We start from the raw sequence: 16,411 nt of genomic DNA on the forward strand, positions 1-16,411 counted from the left end.
TTACGCGGCCGACGCGAAGATCGACCAGTCGTCGTCGCCGGACAGCGGCAGAGCCTTGCCCGACAGGTCGTACATCATGTCCTTCTTGCTCTCACCCGGCTTGGGCGGGGACAGCTGCCAGCGGTCCGCCTTGATGACCACGGCGGTGCCGGCGCCGGCGCCGTGCTGCAACAGGAAGGGCACCATCGTGCGGGCGTCGCAGAGGGCGAAGAAATCCACCGACGCCAGCGACGGCGCCTCGATCTTCGCCGTCAGGCTGGCCTTGGCATCCGACTTCCGCGCGCCCTGGCGGCCGACCCGCGCGACATACTCGATGCTGTTTCCGGCATCCCAACCGAAGCTTTCCAGCACCACGTCATGGCCGTGGATGCGGCACAGCGGGGTGTTCTCGGTGCTGATGACGACGGGGTCGGGCCACGCCGCATAGTCGGGCGGGAGCGCCGCCACGCCAGCCGCCGGGGCCAGGAAATCGGCGGTCACCTCGAACTCGTAGTACGGGTAATCGTCCGCAGCCCCCGACGCCTTGATGGTGCAGCGCCCGCCCAGCATCCGCCACCGCTGCACCTGGCCGGCGTTCTCAGGATCGGGCAGCGTCAGCACCACTTCCAGGCTCTTGCCGCCGCTGCGGTCGCTGGACGGCGTGTAGGTGCAGCCCGCCGGCGTCAGCGCGATGGTGAAGACGTCGCCCACGACGAAGTCGGTACCGATGGCGCTGGGCGTGATCGCCGCCCCGCCGGGCAGGGCGAAGGCCGTGCCCGTGGTCATGACCACGGCCACCTGATTGTGCGCGGCGTCCGACCCCAGCGCCGGAGCGGCGACGGTGAAGGCCGCCACGCCGCTGCCGCCACCCGTGGTGCAGGTCAGCGTGGCCGTGCGCGGATGCACGCCGCCATAGGCGGTGGTGCGCGTGTAGGTGAAGGCGCCGGCCCCGCTGGTCTTCACGGCCGCCGCCGCGATGGTGGCGGTCGGGGTCTTCAGCACCTGCGCGCGGCTCGTGCCACCGGCGCGCATGATCGCGTCCCAGCACGGCACCCCGGCGGCGCCACCGCCGACCAGGGCCACCTTGCCGGTCAGCTTGGACTGCTTCGTCAGCAGGATGGACGGGTTCGCGCCGAAGTAGGGCTTGGCGTAGGGAAGCTCCTTTTCCTGCGCCTCCATCGGGGTCCAGTTGACGTCCCACAGCTTGACGGCGTCCGCACCGGTGATGGCGGCGGCGCCCTGGCCGAACGCGGTTTCCAGGGCGGCGAAGACGGCTTTGTGATCCCAATGCACGGGGTAGCTGGGCAGGCGCATGGGGCTTTACTCCTGGCTCGTGCCGCGACGGCGGCGCGGGTTGGCCGGGGCGGACGCTCCGGCCTGTTCGGTGTCTGGATCGGCGGCGATCTCGGTGTCTCGCCGCTCATGCTCGGCCGGCTTCGGCCCCTCGGCCTGGTCCTCGATGACGGTGTCGATGCAGGGACGCATCACACTCCTCCTGTGCGCGTGTGGAACTTCCACTCGGTGGTGAAACTGATGGTGCTGGCGACGACGCCGGTCCGGCCGGCGGCGCCCATGCCCTGAAGCCGGTCTTCGGCCAGCAGGAATTCGCTGTAGCCCGGCGCGGGAGACCACCCGGCCAGTTCTCGGATGACCGCCCATTGCAGCGGCCAGACCGCCGCCCGCGCCGCCTCGCCCGTCGTGTCGCGGTGATCGCCCTGCACCAGCACCACGGCAATCGTCTGAGTCACGGTGCTGCTGGTGCCGCCGGCGCGGCGCTCCCCATCGGCGATCAGGCCGCCCACGATGACGAAGGCGGCCGGGAGGCGTTGCGGCAGCTGGCCGGCCGCGACCAGGGCCGCGAAGTCCACCGCGCCCGCCGTGTCGCGCGCCAGCTCCGGCACGCGGTCACGGATGCGCACCTGGACCTTGCCGGCCAGATCCACGGGCACGAAGCCGGTCATGCCAGCCCTCCGGCCTCGGCCAGCCAGTCGCGGGCGATCTCTCCCAGCACCTTCATGGTGGCCGGGCCGGCGCCCAGGAACGGGCGGGCCGTCATCTTGACCGTGTGCGCCTTGACCTGATGGTCGGTGGCGAAGTTGCTCTTGGACTTCCGGCGGAACTTCGGGTCGAAGGTGTCCGTCCGGGCGTTGTAGTGGCGGTACAGCGTGACGGTCCGGGCCTGCCGCTGGACCGTGCCGCCGAACTGATGGATGGCCGCGTAGACCACGTTGGTGCCGACTTCGGCGCTGCTGGCGGTCGTACGGCGCGTGATGGACTGGCGCAGCCGCGCCGTCTCGGTCAGGGTCTGGCCGCCCTCGGCGAGGGCGCGCAGGGACTTCGGCCAGGGATTGCCGTCCGGGTCCCGCTCCGTCTCGAACCGACGCTGGGTTTCCAACTCGATGTGGGCGCCCAGCCGGTCCATCAGCTCCGACTGGTCACCGCCGGCCAGGATCAGCCCGTCCAGCAGCTTCTGGACGTCGCCCAGCTCGAACCGCAGGCTGGCGCCGGTGTCGGCCATCTCACCAATTCCGCATGTTGTCGCGACCGAACACGCGATCCGGCGCGACGGTTTCGACCCCCACCGACGCGGGTTCCGGCGGCGGGGCGCCGCCCACGTCCAGCGTCAGGGAGCCGTCCCGGATATCGCGCAGCGTCCGCATGGCCTGCTGGAAGTCCGCCGTCACCTTGTCCGGCGCCGCGTCGATGTGAAGCGCCGACAGGGTCAGCGGCGCCGCGATGTCTTCCAGCGCCTTCGGCACGGTCAGCAGCGGCAGCTGGCAACGCCCGCCGATGTGCAGGTCGATCAGCGCCACCGCCGACGCGATGGCCTCGTCCAGCACGCTGTCCACGATGGCGTCGGTGTAGGGCTTCACCCGGTCCGTCAATTTGACGAGACGGTCCTCGCCATAGCGGGCGATCAGACGTTCCTTGGTGACGTAGACGGCGGGCATAGGGACACTCGCGACGGATGGTTTGACGAGCGGGGCGGCCCACGCCGCGGGTCACCGCGGCGTGGGACTGGACGGTCAGGCCGCCGGCGGGTCCTCGGCCTTCGGAGGGGCCTCGGTCGGCGGCTGGGCGTCGTCGGCCTTCGGCGTTCCCCGGCCGCCCTTCGCCTTGGGCTGCCGGCTCTCCTTCTGGTCGTCCTCCGGCTCGGTCACCGGATCGACCTCCACCACGATCAGGTTACGTTCCTTCTTCAGGTCCGCGACCTGATCTTCGGTGAACGTACCGGCCCGGTGATGGACCTCGGTGGGCGGATGAAAAACGCCGCAACGGCGGAAGCCCTCGGCGGGACGGGCGGCGATGATAAGGTCCTTCATGCTCCGTTCCTCCGATCAGGCGAGCCAGGGCACGACGACGAGTTGGGCCGTGCCCTTCCACTCGTTGTCCTCGCCGTTGGCCTTGCGCTGGTTTTCGAGGATCTGCCGGCCCTTGCCTTCCAGCGAAGGGGGCACCAGCAGATGCGTCGGGTTGATGCCCAGCGGCTGGCCGTGATCGCGCTTGAACCCCTGCATCGCCGAACGGGCGGCGGAGTAGGTGTCGTGGCTAAGGTCCGCCTTGGACCCGAAGGCCAGCTGCCAGAAGCCGTAGCCGACGTTGGCCCGACCATCGACGCCGTAGACGTACTTTTTCTGGTCGAACACCACCTGGTCGGTGGCGGCGTCCATGCGGACGAAATTGAAGGCCCGGCGCTTCTGGTAGACCACCGGCTTGATCATCCGGCTGAGGTCCAGCAGGAACCACGGCGCCCCGGCGCCGGCCTGCACGTTGGACACCGACACGGTGCCGCCGTCCGCGCCGATGACCGGATGGTCGCTGTCGAAGAAATACTGGCCGTCGTAGCAGGGCGTCGTGAAGCCGGCCTTCAGCAGCGGGAACACCAGCGTGTCGGGAAAGGACGCGGTCTGGCGGCCCATCTCCGAGAACATCGGCGCGTAGATGCCGAACTTGTCGTCCTCGATGGCATCGCGGTCCACACCGACCGTCAGTTCCCAGGGCTTGTTCTTGATCGTGTAGCCCGCGGCTTCCAGATTGTGGACGACGCGCGGGCCGATCCACTCGCGGAAGCCGGGGATGTCCTTCATCCAGCCGTAGGTTTCCTCGGCCGTGGTGGACGGCGTCTCCATCGCGACCAGGTTCCACTGCGACTGGACACCGCCGAAGCCCTGCTGGAATGACGTCTGGAACCCCGTGAACAGGGCACGGAGACTGGTGGGGGTAAGGAGCATGTGCGGTCCCCTTAGAATTCGACCCAGACGCCCTGGGCGTCCACGTCGCGAATGATGCCGGCCTGCGGACGGGCGCCGCTGCCATCGGTCTTGGCGACGGTCTGATCGTCCACCGCGTAGCAGGGCTTCCCGTAATCGGCGATGCCGATGGCGTCGCCACCGGCGGAGTTGGCGAAGCGGAAGACGCCGCGGTCGATGCGGACGAAATCCGGATCACCGCTGCCGGCGAGCGATGAGGCGCGGTAGGCGGCGCGGCCGAGCACCGTCAGGGTGGTGCTGGCCGAGGCCGGGACGGCCAGCCCCGCGGCGTTCTGCGCCGCCATGCTCCCGGCGAAGACCGTGGTTGACGGAGCCAGGGCGCGACTGAGGCAGTGGAAGCCGCCGGAGCGCTCCGGCGTGTTGCGGTCGGTGGTCAGGGACGCCATGGATCAGCCCTCCTTGCCCGACTGCGCGGCGAGCGACTTCTTGAAGTCCTCGGCGGACAGGCCCATCGCCGCGCAGACGGCCTTGTCCTCGGCGCTCAGCTCGCCGGGCGCGGGCTTGACGCCGCCCTGTTCGCCAGCCTTCAGGACGGGCACGGCGTTGGCGGTCAGGCGGTCGAAGGCAGCCTTGTCGGCGGCGGCCAGGGCCAGCAGATCGGCACGCTGCGCCGGGACGAACTTCCCTTCGGCGATGACCTTGTCCACCTCGGCGCCCAGCTTGTCGCCTTCCAGCGCCTGCACCTTGGCGGCCAGCGCGGTCACCTGGGTTTCCAGAAGCGTGGCCGCGGTGGCGTTGGTCTTCAGCGTCTTCACCGACGCGGCGATCTGGTCGGCGGTGGCGTCGGCGCCCAGGCCGGCGGCGGCGGCGATGGCCTTGACGCCATCGGCGGCGGCCTTCAGCGTCTTCACCGACGCGACGATCTGGTCGGGGGTGGCGTCGGCGGCGACGCCGACCGCGGAACACAGGGCGGCCGGGGCGGTGCCGGCCTTCAGCGTCGCCACGGCGGCGAGCGCGGTGGCCTGGTCGGCGTTCGGCGGGCAACCGAGCGCGTCCAGGACCGCCTTCAGAACGGGGTCCATAGTGTCTCCCTGAGACGATGCGAGGGCGGAGAGCTGCGACAGCGCCGGCCGGTTGACCAGGCCGGCGCCGATGATGCGGGTGACGGCGCGATCCCCCTTCCCGTGCAGGAAGGAAGGGCTGATGAAGCGATACTCTCGGGCGGCGATGGCCTTGGCGCCGGCGGGCGTCCACTCCACCTTCGCCCAGATGCCGTCCGGACGGGCATCCAGCGTCGTGATCCATCCGGCGGCCGGCGCCGCGCCACCCTTCGGTGCCGCAAGGTCGGCCGCGTGGTCGTAGTCGATGGCGAGAAGCCCCTTCGGCGCCGCCGCCATGGACGCGGCGATCACCGCGGCCGGGTCCTTCATGGACCACGGCGCACGGCCGTCGTTGGGCGCGAAGGTCCCGGCGGGAAGAAGCTGCACCCACTCCGGCGCCTGCCCATCGACCGGCGACAGATCGGTCAGCGTCGCGGCGCAAACCGCGACGTCAGAAGAGGACGCCAGCGCCACCAGGGCGCCGGCGTCAAGGTCAGGGAGGAAAGGGCGTAACGTCTTCATGCCGCCCATTGTGGCGGCCTTCGCGCAGGCGTTTCAGGAGGCAAGTCCGGAGGGGGAAACCGGCCCGGTTCGGCCCCCACCAGATCCAACCGGCACCCCTGCGGCGTACCCCTTCCGATGAAGCGCCCCGCCGCGCCCGTTTAAACGCGGTTTTAAACGGGTGTGGGGTGCCGAAGCTCCGCTGGCACCGTCCACCGTCCCGAACGCATGGGCGGCCTTCTGGCGGCGCTTTACATCCAAGGGGCGGCGGCCTATCTCTGAAGAGGGCCTGTGACCAGTGACAACCGGGAAATCGCCGGTCCGGTTCTGTGGGCGGGAGACCGCCGACAGCCACGGGGAAAGTGGCGTGCCCCCCTGATCACAGGCTCCCTTCTACACAATCCGCTCGTACCGCGCCTGGCCCTCGATGTCAGCCGGCTTCACCACGCCCCCCGTCGTGATGAAGTTCCCTCTGATCGAGGCCCGTGTGCCCGGCTCCTTCGTGGCGAAGTTCACCCGGACCACGATCTTCCCCAGCTTGCCGGTCCGGCCCGGCGGATCGAAGACGAACAACAACGCCGGGTCCTGGCGGTCGAAGTAGATGGCCGCCGGTTCGGCCAGGAAGGTGGGCAGGGCCTTCACGTCCGCCGGCAGCAGGCGCTGGGCTTCCTTCTTGGCGTCGCGCATCAGGTGGGCGATGCCCTTGTCCGTAACCATCAGGGCGCCGCTCTCCGGCGTCAGGTCGGGCCGTTCGCGCGCCAGCCAGTCCACCACCTTCGGCGGCAGCGTGCCGACCGCCCGCATCTGGCCGCGCGGCCTCGCCAGATCCAAGCCATCAATCCAGGCGGCGAAGTCGGGCTGGATGGCCCTCGCCAACTTGACCGGATCGGCGACGGCCGCCGCGATCTGCGGGGGCAGCGCCGCCATCTTCTCCATCAGCATCCGGGCGGCCGCAGCGTCCCGAGCGGCTTCGCCCTTGTGATAGTCGAACCCCGGATCGACGCCGGCCGGCACGTCGATCACCTCGCCGGTCCGCTTGTTCAGCCACGGGCGCGGGTCGTCCGGTGGCGGCGTCTCGGTCACCGTCCAGCCGTTCCGTTCCAGATCCTTCGCGGACAGCTGCTGAAGCGTGCAGCGGCAGTTCCAGCCGCAGGGCGGCGAATGGCTGTCCCACCAGGCGTGATCGACCGGCAGGACGGTGCCGTGCCAAGCCAGATGCTCGGCCCTCACCTTGGCGTCCTGCACGGCGACATAGCGCAGGTAGGGCCGGGCCGCCTTCAGCCGCTCGATGCGCTCCCACTGCCCGGCCGCCATGGACATGCGGACGTTCACGTCGAAGATGGTCCTCAGCCGGCGCGGGCTGCCCAGCTGCACCACCTTGGTCTGCCCGGTCAGCGGGTCCGTCATCGGTGCCCGGCCCCACCAGCCGCGGGCCTGAAGCATCGGCTCCAACCCCTTTCGCCACTGATCGAAGCTCTGCCCCTCCTTCAGCGCCGTGACCAGCGAGGCGTGAACCTCCTGAAGAAGGTCCACCTCCATCATCTTGGCGACGGTGAAGGCCCGCGCATGCTCGGCCTTCCACACATCCTGCCACGCGAAGCCGACGCGGTAGCCTTTGCTTTCCAGGAACTTGACCGCTTCGTCCGGCGGCAGCGGCGCGATGGTCGGCGCGGCCATGGCCTATCGGGTCCAGCCGGGCCAGATATCGTCCGCCGCGCCACCGGCCGCGACGTAGCCCTGGATATAGTTCCCGATGTCCGACAGGCTCATGACGCCGCCGCACTCCAGGCAGGTGAACCGCTTACCGGGCTGGACGGCATCGAACGGCACATCGAACCGATGGCGGGTGCAACCGTGCAGGCGGTCCACGTTGTCCCTGGCATCCTGCCAGAGCGCCCTTAGTTCACTGACGCCGACACCGGTCACCTTCGACAGCAGCTTGACCGCATCACTCATCGCCATCCCCCGTCGCTCCAACCCGCGCCGCGATGCGCGCCATGAACTGCCCTCGCGCCAGGGCTTCCTGTAGGCCGCTGGTGCGGTTCTCGCCGGCGATCCGCACCAGGGCCGTGACAAAGTCCTCGGCGTTCTCGGCCTCGCCGGCCGCCGCCAGGATGGATTGGACCAACGGACCGGACAGCGGCTCGTAGTCGGCCAGCAGCTCGTCCACCAGCTGGTCCACCGCGTCGCCCCCAGCCTGCGCGGCGGCCAGGGCCGCAGCCGTGGACGGCTCCGGCGAGACGTCGGCGACGTCCTGTGGCGGCACCTTCGGCGGCACCTGGGGTTTGGCCGGCATGCCCAGCAGCTCCGCGCCCTCGGCCGGGTCGGTGAAGCCGAACTTGTCCCGCACCTGGGATGCTTCGACCCGCAGGCCGAGAGGAATCAACCCCTTCAGCGCCTCAAGCTGAAGCTTGAGATCTTCGGCCTGCGGGCGACCGATGCGGATGGTCGGGTAGCCGGGGCGTGGACCGATGTTCAGCTTGACCATCGGTTCCGACAGGTCGCGCTTCAGCGTGACGGCGAGCTGCCGGGCGTCGGCGCGCTCGATGTCCTCTTGCACCTGCCGGTGCTCTTGCGAAACCGCATGGCCGCCCGACACGGCGTCGGTGGTGGTTGTCTGGCCCAGCACCAGCTTCGACGTCTGGCGCTCGAAGAACTCCACCAGGCGCAGGAAGATGTCCGCGTTCGCCGACGCGCCTTCGGCCCGGACGAACTCGATCAGCATGGACTGCGGGATGATCGCGGCGGCGTCGGCCGAAATGGAGCGCACCGCCCGCAGCAACGCGGCTTTGTCCGCATCCGACGGTACGTGTCAACGCGAATGAGACAGCCGGGTTTGGAGTTCAGGCTCGGCAAGCTCCCGTGATTAGAGGTGCCCGCGCCGAGGTCGCCGCGCCCGTCTGCTTGCAGGATGCCGGCGGGCTCGGGTCGCGCAAGGTCCTTCCGTCCCGCCCCTGAGGGCGGGTCCCTCGGGAAGGGCCTTGCCCTCCCTCTCGCGCGCCGGCGTGGGGGATGACAAGCCGGGACGGCGGGATGCCGGTCTTCCGCCGAACAACGGGATGGCAGGACTGGACATCAGCTCACCGTCCGGTCGGCTGGTGGGTTGATCCACACGGCGGCCGGCGGCGTGGGTGCTTCGGGCGGCTTGCGCACGAAACGCTCGGGATGGCGGCGGTGCCCCTCATCGAGCACCGCCTGCCGGGCGGTGCGGATCGCCCCCGTGTCGCCGTAGTGGACCTGGTACGGCGTCATCAGCGCCAGCCCGGAGTGGCGGTGCCCGGTGTTGTACCAGGCGAAGAAGGCGCGACAGAACGCCCGGGCATCCTGGATCGAGCCGAAGCGGTCCGGGAAGGTGTGGTGGTACTTGAGCGTCTTGAACTGGGCTTCGGAGAAGGGATTGTCATTGGACTGCTGCGGCCGGCTGTGGCTGCGCGTCACGCCGAGGTCGGCCAGCAACTCGATCACCGCCTTGGCCTTCATCGCCGCGCCGCGATCGGCGTGCAGCGTCAGCCGGTCACGGGCGACGCCGTGCTTGCGCACGGTCTGGCGGATCAGCCGCTCGGCCAAAGCCGCGCTTTCCCGGTAGGCCACCGTCCAGCCGACCACGGCCCGACTGAAGATGTCGAGGATGACGTACAGGCACAGCCACGTGCCCTTGACCGGCCCCTTCAGCTTGGTGATGTCCCAGCTCCACACCTGGTTGGGGCCGGTGGCCAGCAACTCGGGCTTGGCATAGGCCGGATGCCGGCGCTGCTGCCGGCGCTCACGCACCTCGTCGTTGGCGGCCAGCAGGCGGTACATGGTGCGCACCGAGCACAGGTACTGCCCCTCATCGAGCAGCGTGGCGTAGACCTGGGCCGGGGCGGCATCGACGAAGCGCTCGCCATGCAGCAGGTCAAGAACCTGGCGGCGTTCCGGCGCGCTCAACGTGCGCGGCGGTGAGGGGGGCCGTGGTGGTGGGCACGGCGGCCCGACGCGACGTTGGCGGCCGCGGTGCCGATAGAAGCTGGCGCGCGGCACGCCCAGCGCCCGGCAGGCGGTGGCGACGTCCACCGTCGGGGCCGCCTGCTCAATGGCGGCCATCACCGGCTCTCGTCGCGGTCCGGCGAGGGCAGCGGAAGTCCCAGCACGTCGGAAAGTTTTTTTTGGAGTTCGATGACCGCCTCGGCGCGAGTGAGGCGGTCACGCAGGCGCGCGTTCTCCCGCTCCAGGCGCTCCACGTCGCTTTTCAGCGGATTGGCCGGCGGGCTCTTCGGGCCGGGCTTGGCCGGAGCCAGTCCGCGCAGCATGCCGGCATCGCGCTGCCGGCGCCACCGTCCGACATTGGACGAGTACAGCCCTTCGCGACGCAGGATGGCGCCAACATCACCGGGGCGGGCGCGGTCGATCTCCTCCAGGATGCGCAGCTTGTCGGCGATGCTGAACGTCCGGCGTTGCGGCCGGTCGCTGACCTCCGGATCCGGGGGCGAAAGGGGGGCGGCGGATGGCGACAGGGGCTTCATGCTCATCGGGTCCTCAACAGCGCCCTCTACCGATCATTTCAGGAGGCGGCTGTCTCACCTGACGTTGGCACAGAGGGCGACGCGCCGGGACCGTAGCGGCCGACCCGGATCGGCTGGCCGTAGGTCTCGACAAAGGACAGCCAGTCCTTCGTGCCGAACGATGTGAACAGCCACGCCCACGCAGCCGGCCGGGCGATACCGCCACGGATCGGGATGCCGGACTTGGTCTTTGGAACGTGGGTGATGAACTTGAACGGGTCGAAGTCCTTCCCGTCGATGTAGCCCTCCTCCTTCAGGCGCAGCGTCCGAAGGTCGTTCCGGTCCAGCCGGAACCAGGTCGGATCGCGGTGCACGATCCGCGCCGGCTTCCACATCCGTGCCGACGTCTCCCAGACGATTTCCGCGACCGAGTAGCCCTTGCCGATGCCGTCCAGCAGGTCGAACAGCACGTCGGCGAAGGCATCATCCTCGACCACCGCCCGCACCAGGTCGGCCGCCTCGATGTCGATGGGATCGTCCGACGCCGCCTCGACGGTGATGTCCAAGCCGGCCACGGCCAGACGGCGCGTGCTGATCACGCCGCGGTAATGCAGGAACTTCTCTTCCAGATCCTCGGCCAGGGCCAGATAGGCGTCCGGGTCGCCCTGTTCGGCGTCGCGCAGGATGCCGCCCAGCCGTTGCGGGGTCAGCCCCTGCGACGGGTGTTCGGCCAGCACTTGGCGGACGCCGGTCAGCGTCGGGCCGCTGACCTCTTCGGTCAGCACCTGGCGGACGAGCGGGCGCCCGTCCGCGCCGAGGATGGTGGACGGTACGTGGATGGCGGCCATCAGTATCCTCCGGCGCCGAAGCGGCGCCCGCCTGCATCGTCTTCCGGGAAATCGGGGTGCATCCGCTGGTCGCGCTCCGGCGCGCGGGCGGACGTGTAGTCGTATTCGGACGGGTCCTGGCGGCTGGCGAAGTGGCACAGGGCGGCAGCGATGGCGGCGTCGCCGTGGCGCTGGTTGCCGTCCTCGCTGGTGGTGCGCGCGCCCCGGCGCTTCAGCTGGGCGACGCCGTCGCGCATCTCCAGTTGGCCGAAATCGACCAGGATGTCCGCGTCCTTGGGCAGCAGGAAGGAGGCGCCCTCGAAGGCCGCCTTCATCGGCGGCATGTTCACCCGGTACCACTCGGTGCTGAACTTGACTTCGATGATCCGGTCCGGCCCGAACAGCTGCCGCATGCGCTCGGCAAGGCTGGCGCCGTTGCCGCCGGCGTCGATGGCGCCACGGGTGAAGCGGGGCAGCCGGTCCAGCACGTAGCGGACGATCAGCTTCTGTTCCTCGTCCGGCGTGTTCCGCATTTCGAACACGAAGGCCGTCCGAAGCGTCAGGTCGGACATCAGCTGCGCCGGCCAACCGACCGAGGCGTCGCGCAGGCGCGCGTAGTCCTGGCCGTAGAAGCTCTGCCGCGTCGGGTCCAGCTTGGCGATCAGCGGGTCCAGATGTTCCTTGCACCAGGCCATGGCGACGGCGTGCCGCGCGAAGTCCGGCAGATCCACGAAGCCTTTCGGGCACTCGAACCGCAGCACCGGGATATCCGGCGACATGCGGGCCAGCACCAGCTCGCGCGGCAACCAGGTGCCGCCCTTGGCCTTTGGTTTGACGTGCAGCTCTTCGTCAGCGGCGTCGCCGTAGGACGCAACAATGTCGGCCCGCCACGCATCCTGCTTTTCCTGGGTCCACTCCTCGCCCTTGACCAGGCAGATGCGCTTGTACAGCCCGTCATCCAGCGCCTCGTCAAAGGTGACGCGCAGCACGGCATAGGGCTTCTGCCCGGCCCGGCAGGCTTCAATCAGCTGGTTGAACGGGTTGTCGGTGCCGTCGTGGGTGGAGATGATCGCGACCTTGCCGCCCCAAATCTTCAGCGCCATCGCCGACTTGATGACCTCTTCCAGATCATCGTGGAAGGCCGCTTCATCCAGGATCACATAGCCTTGCCGGCCGCGCAGGGATCGCGGGCGGCTGGCAAGGGCGACGATCTCGAACCCCGAGGCGAAGTTGACGCGGAACGCCTGCACGCCATCGTCCGACCCGTCGTCAAACAGGAATTCGGCTATGGCGGACGCCGCCTTGTCGAACAGCCGCGCCCAGGCGCCACAGGTGTCGATGAACTCCCGCGCCATGTCGAGGTTGTAACCGAGGTACAGCACGTCCATGCCAGCCGCGCGCTTCTCGGCGCCGGCCGTCAGCACCGCGTCGGCCGCCACCGCCCAGGTGAAGCCGATGCGGCGGGACTTCTCGCACACCACCACGGTGTGCATGGCCGTCGTTTCGAGAAAGCGCTTCTGGTAATCCAGCAACAGGTCCGGGCCACGCAGCTCCACCGGGATCTCCGTGGGCTGGCGCGCGAAATCCTCCTGGATGTTTGCCGGCTCGGGGCGCCGCTTCATGACGCCGCCTTCCGGATGCCGAGGAAGTCTTCCTTGATTGAGGCGATGGCCTCGGGCGTCAGGCCCCGCTTCTTCGCCACCGTCTCCATCGCGGCCATGGCCTTCTTGTCCGCGTCCGCCTGAAGCTTCATGATCAGGTCCGCGTCGGTCTTGCGGGCGGAGGCAAGCTTCTGGATGGAGCTGGTCAGGAACATGACCTCTTCCGGACCGAACTCCGTTTCACCCGACAGCAGCCGCATGATGAGTGTATGGCCCATCTCGATGTTCAGCCGCGTGACCTTCGTGTCAGGCTCGTCCCCCAGTTCGCGGACCAGCGCCTCGGCGATCTCTCGCGACTGGCGGAGCTTGGCGCCGATCTCCTCGATCTTCTTGACGTGACGCCCGACGGCCGAGCGGGAGACGTCCGCGCCCAGCTCGCGGAGCTTGTCCAGGATCTCGTCGATGGTCCGGCCGCCTTGGCGCAGGCGGCCGATTTCTTCGCGGATCTCTTTTGGCAGGCGTTCGATGGTTGAACGGGCCATGGCTCAACCCAGGCTGGGCAGCTTGACGCCCGGCAGCGGCGGCCCAAGCCGCCTCAGGTGGTTCTCACCAATGGAGCGCAGTTCGGCCACCTTGACGGGTCCGACCATCTCCGTGTCGATGGCCTGAAGCGAGGCCAGATAGTCCATCTGCTGAACCACCTGCTCCCGCGTGACATGGTGCCCCAGCTGGTTCACCGCGCTTTGGATGATGGACGAGTTGCCCCGGTGTCCGGGTGCTTCGGCGAGGATGCGCAGGATGCACAGCCGCAGATCCTCGATCAGGTGGTTCTGGAAGCTCATGCCTTCGCCTTCAGCAGATAGTCTTCGATCCTGGTGACGGAAGCGGCGACGCGCTTTTGCAATTCCGCCTGGGCATCGGCTTGCCCTTGCAGCTTCGAAACCCCGTCGCGCAGGCTTTCGAAGTCGTCTTGCGTGGGAAGGTGGGACAGGTCCCGCTCGATCAGCGCCACCTTCGTGGACAGCTCTTGGAACTCCTGGCGCGGGACGAAGGCGTTCCGCATGGACCACAGCGCCCAGCCGAGGATCAGATTGAACAGCAGGGCGATGGCCCAGCCCCACTTCGCCAGCTCGTCAGCCATCACAGTCCCCGTCGTTCCAGAAGTTCCTGGCAGTCCACGCAGCGCGTGGCGTTGGGCATGGCCGCCCGGCGGGCCGCCGGGATGACCGCACTACAGTCGGTGCAGTCATCCGCCCCATCGCCATCCAGGCGAGACCGGGCGGCCGCAATGGCCGCCGCGGTGTGCCGCTGGGTTCGCTCCTCGGCTTCCTCCCCGAAGTCCACGGCGCCCTCCGTCAGCGATGCGACGACAGAACGGGGGAGGACAGGACGGTCGCGGCGCCATGCGGTGCGACGTAGCCCAGCCGGGCGGTCAGCCGCTCGCGCAGCCCATCCGGATCGATCTTCAGGGCCTTCATCGTGCCGGGCATCTTGGGCAGCAGGTAGTTGGCGGCGGTCGCCACCAGCTCGGACCGGACGTCGGCGATCCGAATATCCTTGCCCGCCAGCAGCGCCAGTTCATGGGCATACATCAGCGCGGTGTTCATGCCGTCTTCCAGCCGGTCCACCTGCTTGCTTTCGCGGCTGATGTTCAGCCATTCGGCGCCCCGCTTGATCAGCCAGATCAGGCCGGCCCACGTCGCCATGAGGGCGGCGTCCAATAACGTGGTCACCAGCTCCTTGGGCAGGACGATGGGGAAGGTCTGGCCATCTCCGGCGGCGGCGGGCCAGGGCAGCAGGAACAGGACAGCACCGGCCGCCAAGATGCCGATCCCGCGGTTATGCCGGATGACCAGGGAGACGATGTAGGCGATGGCGCCACCCACAACGGCCGTCACCAGCCACGGCGCCGGATGCCGGCCCACGCCGTCCGCCGCCCAGGTGGAGCTGGTGAACAGCAGCAGGATCGCCACCATGGCCGTGGGGATGCCCAGCACCGTCAGCAGGCCGGCGGCCACGCGGACGCCGCTGCGCCACAGGGTGGGAATGAGGCACAGGACGAACACCGACAGGGCGAGTGACAGAACGCCCACAAGGACGGGCAGCTTGATTTCCACGGGAGGCTCCTTACAGGCTGGGCGCTACCAGGCGCCGGTAGTTGGCGACGAACTCTTCCGGCCGCCCCTTGCCCCGCGGCGTGTTGTAGACCTGCTTCCACACGGCGGCGTGCCCTTCGACGTCGCCGGCACGGGCGAGCTTGATCGGGCTGCGGTAGTAGATCAGGCGGGCAATGGCGACCGCGAACGCCAGATTGCTGACCAGCTGCACGTCGGTCGCCGGGTGCGGCGCCAGCAGCTGCGTCACGCGGATATTCAGCTCCAGCCGGTGGGCCAGATAGTTGCGGCGCAGATCGCCCCAGGTGGCCGGTTCGATCTGGAACAAGCCATAGGCCGGGCCAAGCATCCGGTCGTTCGATCCGGTGATCTGGTCCAGCGCGCGGAACTGGCTTTCCTGCGCGGCTGTGCCGAGGATCAGCTCCACGGCGGCCTCGCTCTCGATGCCGGGAAACCCGTCACCGAGGAAGCCCAGCGTCGGTCGCACCACGTAGTTGGCGAAGTGCCGGACGGACAGGCCGGCGGCGGGGAGGGAGGGAGGGGTGTTCGTCATGCCCCATCTTCGCCCTTCGCGTGTGCGCGTTTCAGGGGGCGAGTTCCTTGCCGGAAAGCGGGGCACGGGGTGGTGCCGTAGAATTCTATCGCAATGAAAAAGCCGCCCATTTGGGCGGCTTGATTGGGTGCTTTTGGTTGGTCACTGTGCCGGGTGTAAGCGACCATCGTCGCCGGGAACCAGTGGCGGGCGCCCCAGCGCCCGCTGTTCCTCATTTGCCTTTTCGAGCGCGTGCGCAAAGCATCGCTGTTCGGTGCCGACACGCACGGCGATTTCGTCGACGCATCCTGGGACGTCGCAGCGGAGTGATGGCGGAGGTAGTGAGGGCATAAGCAGTTCCTTTTGTCGGGGGCTGGTTGAGGTTCAACCGCTCGGTTGGTGGCGCGTGCAAATTGCGGTGCAGCGGAGATAGGCCGCTGCTCCTACGGAGCCTTGGCGCTATCTCGCTGGTGCGTTCAGGCGGGTTCGGAAGCGTTCTCCGCGGCGTGTTCGCGGTGCCCTTGGAGCCACCACGCCTTGAAGATTTCGCCGTCCTGGGCGAACCGGGCCTTGGCCGGGAACGGACAATCGTCAGCCGTCTTGCCGTCGTAGGCGGCTTCGTAACCGGCTTCGATTACCTCATCCCTGATGTGTTCCAACCAGCGGGCGTGGTTGCACTGTGGGCACGGAATATCCCCGCCGCTGGTGAGCATTCCGTCGCCATCGTCGCTATCCGCGTCCCACAAGAAACCTTCGATGCACATGCTGTCGGGGTAGCTGGCGCCAAATTCGTGTCCGGCGTAGTCGCAGCCGAGCTTGGCCTTATTGGCGTCGGTCGGCGCCGTGGTGGTGTAGGTGACGACGTTGTCGCTTTCGGCCTTCGGGTAGACCCGCTCGAAGTCAGCAGAGCGGAACCGCGCTCCACCATCCGCCATGGCGCCACCGACGCCAGCGACCACGCCGATCCGCGACGCCACCAAGCGCCAAGTCCCGGCTTCCATGTCCACTTCGTAGACGGGGTCCAGCGGATCGCCTTTTCGTAAGTAGAAATCGGCCACGGTTGCT

The 16,411-nt window shown here is 68.6% G+C and carries 21 protein-coding genes and 1 pseudogene; all 22 read right to left on the reverse strand.

Features of this window, described 5'->3' with window-relative positions; translation table 11 throughout:
• The gene (locus DS843_RS21100; RefSeq protein WP_149470805.1) at positions 1-1,293 is read right to left on the reverse strand and encodes a hypothetical protein; all 1,293 of its coding nucleotides are present in this window, start codon (positions 1,291-1,293) and stop codon (positions 1-3) included.
• A gap of 6 nt (positions 1,294-1,299) precedes the next feature.
• Positions 1,300-1,464: a hypothetical protein gene (locus DS843_RS31300; RefSeq protein ID WP_167525396.1), complete on the reverse strand. Its 165-nt coding sequence runs from the start codon at positions 1,462-1,464 to the stop codon at positions 1,300-1,302.
• Positions 1,464-1,940, reverse strand: coding sequence for a phage tail terminator protein (locus DS843_RS21105; RefSeq protein WP_149470806.1), 477 nt, complete (start codon positions 1,938-1,940; stop codon positions 1,464-1,466). The genes DS843_RS31300 and DS843_RS21105 overlap by 1 nt, the downstream gene beginning before the upstream one ends.
• The gene (locus tag DS843_RS21110; RefSeq protein WP_149470807.1) at positions 1,937-2,497 is read right to left on the reverse strand and encodes a phage virion morphogenesis protein; all 561 of its coding nucleotides are present in this window, start codon (positions 2,495-2,497) and stop codon (positions 1,937-1,939) included. Before DS843_RS21110 ends, DS843_RS21105 begins: the two co-directional genes overlap by 4 nt.
• A 1-nt stretch (position 2,498) precedes the next feature.
• Positions 2,499-2,930, reverse strand: a complete 432-nt coding sequence (locus tag DS843_RS21115) for a gp436 family protein (protein ID WP_149470808.1) — start codon at positions 2,928-2,930, stop codon at positions 2,499-2,501.
• A 75-nt stretch (positions 2,931-3,005) separates the two neighbouring features.
• A complete protein-coding gene (locus DS843_RS21120; RefSeq protein WP_149470809.1) occupies positions 3,006-3,302 on the reverse strand; it encodes an HI1506-related protein in 297 nt (98 codons plus the stop codon).
• Between the two features lie 15 nt (positions 3,303-3,317).
• On the reverse strand, positions 3,318-4,211 hold the full coding sequence (locus tag DS843_RS21125) for a Mu-like prophage major head subunit gpT family protein (RefSeq protein ID WP_149470810.1): 894 nt from the start codon (positions 4,209-4,211) through the stop codon (positions 3,318-3,320).
• An 11-nt stretch (positions 4,212-4,222) separates the two neighbouring features.
• Positions 4,223-4,636, reverse strand: a complete 414-nt coding sequence (locus DS843_RS21130; RefSeq protein WP_149470811.1) for a hypothetical protein — start codon at positions 4,634-4,636, stop codon at positions 4,223-4,225.
• 3 nt (positions 4,637-4,639) lie between these two features.
• Complete coding sequence (locus DS843_RS21135; protein WP_167525397.1) at positions 4,640-5,812, reverse strand: phage protease; 1,173 nt, start codon at positions 5,810-5,812, stop codon at positions 4,640-4,642.
• A gap of 372 nt (positions 5,813-6,184) precedes the next feature.
• On the reverse strand, positions 6,185-7,468 hold the full coding sequence (locus DS843_RS21140; protein WP_149470813.1) for a phage head morphogenesis protein: 1,284 nt from the start codon (positions 7,466-7,468) through the stop codon (positions 6,185-6,187).
• Between the two features lie 3 nt (positions 7,469-7,471).
• Complete coding sequence (locus DS843_RS21145) at positions 7,472-7,753, reverse strand: hypothetical protein (protein ID WP_149470814.1); 282 nt, start codon at positions 7,751-7,753, stop codon at positions 7,472-7,474.
• Positions 7,740-8,582, reverse strand: a pseudogene (locus DS843_RS21150) (phage portal protein family protein); the annotation flags it as partial. The gene DS843_RS21145 and the pseudogene DS843_RS21150, both read right to left, overlap by 14 nt.
• A gap of 284 nt (positions 8,583-8,866) precedes the next feature.
• Positions 8,867-10,299, reverse strand: a protein-coding gene (locus DS843_RS21155; protein ID WP_286192234.1) for an IS3 family transposase whose coding sequence is annotated in 2 segments (ribosomal slippage) — positions 8,867-9,930 and positions 9,930-10,299 — 1,434 coding nt in all. Because the reading frame shifts where the segments join, the coding sequence is not laid out codon by codon here.
• A 32-nt stretch (positions 10,300-10,331) separates the two neighbouring features.
• Positions 10,332-11,120, reverse strand: coding sequence for a DUF935 domain-containing protein (locus DS843_RS21160; protein ID WP_149470816.1), 789 nt, complete (start codon positions 11,118-11,120; stop codon positions 10,332-10,334).
• The gene (locus DS843_RS21165; protein ID WP_149470817.1) at positions 11,120-12,721 is read right to left on the reverse strand and encodes a hypothetical protein; all 1,602 of its coding nucleotides are present in this window, start codon (positions 12,719-12,721) and stop codon (positions 11,120-11,122) included. The genes DS843_RS21160 and DS843_RS21165 overlap by 1 nt, the downstream gene beginning before the upstream one ends.
• Positions 12,718-13,242 carry a DUF3486 family protein gene (locus DS843_RS21170; RefSeq protein WP_149470818.1) on the reverse strand — a complete coding sequence of 175 codons (525 nt, stop codon included), beginning with the start codon at positions 13,240-13,242 and terminating at the stop codon, positions 12,718-12,720. Before DS843_RS21170 ends, DS843_RS21165 begins: the two co-directional genes overlap by 4 nt.
• 3 nt (positions 13,243-13,245) lie before the next feature.
• The gene (locus DS843_RS21175; protein ID WP_149470819.1) at positions 13,246-13,542 is read right to left on the reverse strand and encodes a VpaChn25_0724 family phage protein; all 297 of its coding nucleotides are present in this window, start codon (positions 13,540-13,542) and stop codon (positions 13,246-13,248) included.
• Positions 13,539-13,841 (reverse strand): DUF2730 family protein, encoded by a 303-nt coding sequence (locus DS843_RS21180; protein ID WP_149470820.1) that lies wholly within the window; start codon positions 13,839-13,841, stop codon positions 13,539-13,541. Before DS843_RS21180 ends, DS843_RS21175 begins: the two co-directional genes overlap by 4 nt.
• Positions 13,841-14,044, reverse strand: coding sequence for a TraR/DksA C4-type zinc finger protein (locus tag DS843_RS32070; protein WP_149470821.1), 204 nt, complete (start codon positions 14,042-14,044; stop codon positions 13,841-13,843). The genes DS843_RS21180 and DS843_RS32070 overlap by 1 nt, the downstream gene beginning before the upstream one ends.
• A gap of 11 nt (positions 14,045-14,055) precedes the next feature.
• A complete protein-coding gene (locus tag DS843_RS21190; protein WP_149470822.1) occupies positions 14,056-14,817 on the reverse strand; it encodes a hypothetical protein in 762 nt (253 codons plus the stop codon).
• Between the two features lie 10 nt (positions 14,818-14,827).
• Entirely contained in the window at positions 14,828-15,367 is a 540-nt protein-coding gene (locus DS843_RS21195; RefSeq protein ID WP_149470823.1) for a hypothetical protein, read from the reverse strand.
• A 455-nt stretch (positions 15,368-15,822) separates the two neighbouring features.
• On the reverse strand, positions 15,823-16,404 hold the full coding sequence (locus tag DS843_RS21200) for a hypothetical protein (protein WP_149470824.1): 582 nt from the start codon (positions 16,402-16,404) through the stop codon (positions 15,823-15,825).
• Positions 16,405-16,411 lie beyond the last annotated feature (7 nt).

Origin of the sequence: Roseomonas genomospecies 6, from assembly GCF_008365375.1 — a bacterium.
Lineage (GTDB): Bacteria > Pseudomonadota > Alphaproteobacteria > Azospirillales > Azospirillaceae > Azospirillum.

What these genes read in the sequence shown, in the direction of transcription:
- DS843_RS21160 (WP_149470816.1), bottom strand. Translation starts at nt 11,120, where the DNA reads ATGGCCGCCATCCACGTACCGTCCACCATCCTCGGCGCGGACGGGCGC.
- DS843_RS21120 (WP_149470809.1), bottom strand. Translation starts at nt 3,302, where the DNA reads ATGAAGGACCTTATCATCGCCGCCCGTCCCGCCGAGGGCTTCCGCCGT.
- DS843_RS21175 (WP_149470819.1), bottom strand. Translation starts at nt 13,542, where the DNA reads ATGAGCTTCCAGAACCACCTGATCGAGGATCTGCGGCTGTGCATCCTG.
- DS843_RS21125 (WP_149470810.1), bottom strand. Translation starts at nt 4,211, where the DNA reads ATGCTCCTTACCCCCACCAGTCTCCGTGCCCTGTTCACGGGGTTCCAG.
- DS843_RS21195 (WP_149470823.1), bottom strand. Translation starts at nt 15,367, where the DNA reads ATGACGAACACCCCTCCCTCCCTCCCCGCCGCCGGCCTGTCCGTCCGG.
- DS843_RS21115 (WP_149470808.1), bottom strand. Translation starts at nt 2,930, where the DNA reads ATGCCCGCCGTCTACGTCACCAAGGAACGTCTGATCGCCCGCTATGGC.
- DS843_RS21170 (WP_149470818.1), bottom strand. Translation starts at nt 13,242, where the DNA reads ATGGCCCGTTCAACCATCGAACGCCTGCCAAAAGAGATCCGCGAAGAA.
- DS843_RS21180 (WP_149470820.1), bottom strand. Translation starts at nt 13,841, where the DNA reads ATGGCTGACGAGCTGGCGAAGTGGGGCTGGGCCATCGCCCTGCTGTTC.
- DS843_RS21165 (WP_149470817.1), bottom strand. Translation starts at nt 12,721, where the DNA reads ATGAAGCGGCGCCCCGAGCCGGCAAACATCCAGGAGGATTTCGCGCGC.
- DS843_RS21110 (WP_149470807.1), bottom strand. Translation starts at nt 2,497, where the DNA reads ATGGCCGACACCGGCGCCAGCCTGCGGTTCGAGCTGGGCGACGTCCAG.
- DS843_RS21100 (WP_149470805.1), bottom strand. Translation starts at nt 1,293, where the DNA reads ATGCGCCTGCCCAGCTACCCCGTGCATTGGGATCACAAAGCCGTCTTC.
- DS843_RS21140 (WP_149470813.1), bottom strand. Translation starts at nt 7,468, where the DNA reads ATGGCCGCGCCGACCATCGCGCCGCTGCCGCCGGACGAAGCGGTCAAG.
- DS843_RS21130 (WP_149470811.1), bottom strand. Translation starts at nt 4,636, where the DNA reads ATGGCGTCCCTGACCACCGACCGCAACACGCCGGAGCGCTCCGGCGGC.
- DS843_RS21145 (WP_149470814.1), bottom strand. Translation starts at nt 7,753, where the DNA reads ATGGCGATGAGTGATGCGGTCAAGCTGCTGTCGAAGGTGACCGGTGTC.
- DS843_RS31300 (WP_167525396.1), bottom strand. Translation starts at nt 1,464, where the DNA reads ATGCGTCCCTGCATCGACACCGTCATCGAGGACCAGGCCGAGGGGCCG.
- DS843_RS21135 (WP_167525397.1), bottom strand. Translation starts at nt 5,812, where the DNA reads ATGAAGACGTTACGCCCTTTCCTCCCTGACCTTGACGCCGGCGCCCTG.
- DS843_RS21105 (WP_149470806.1), bottom strand. Translation starts at nt 1,940, where the DNA reads ATGACCGGCTTCGTGCCCGTGGATCTGGCCGGCAAGGTCCAGGTGCGC.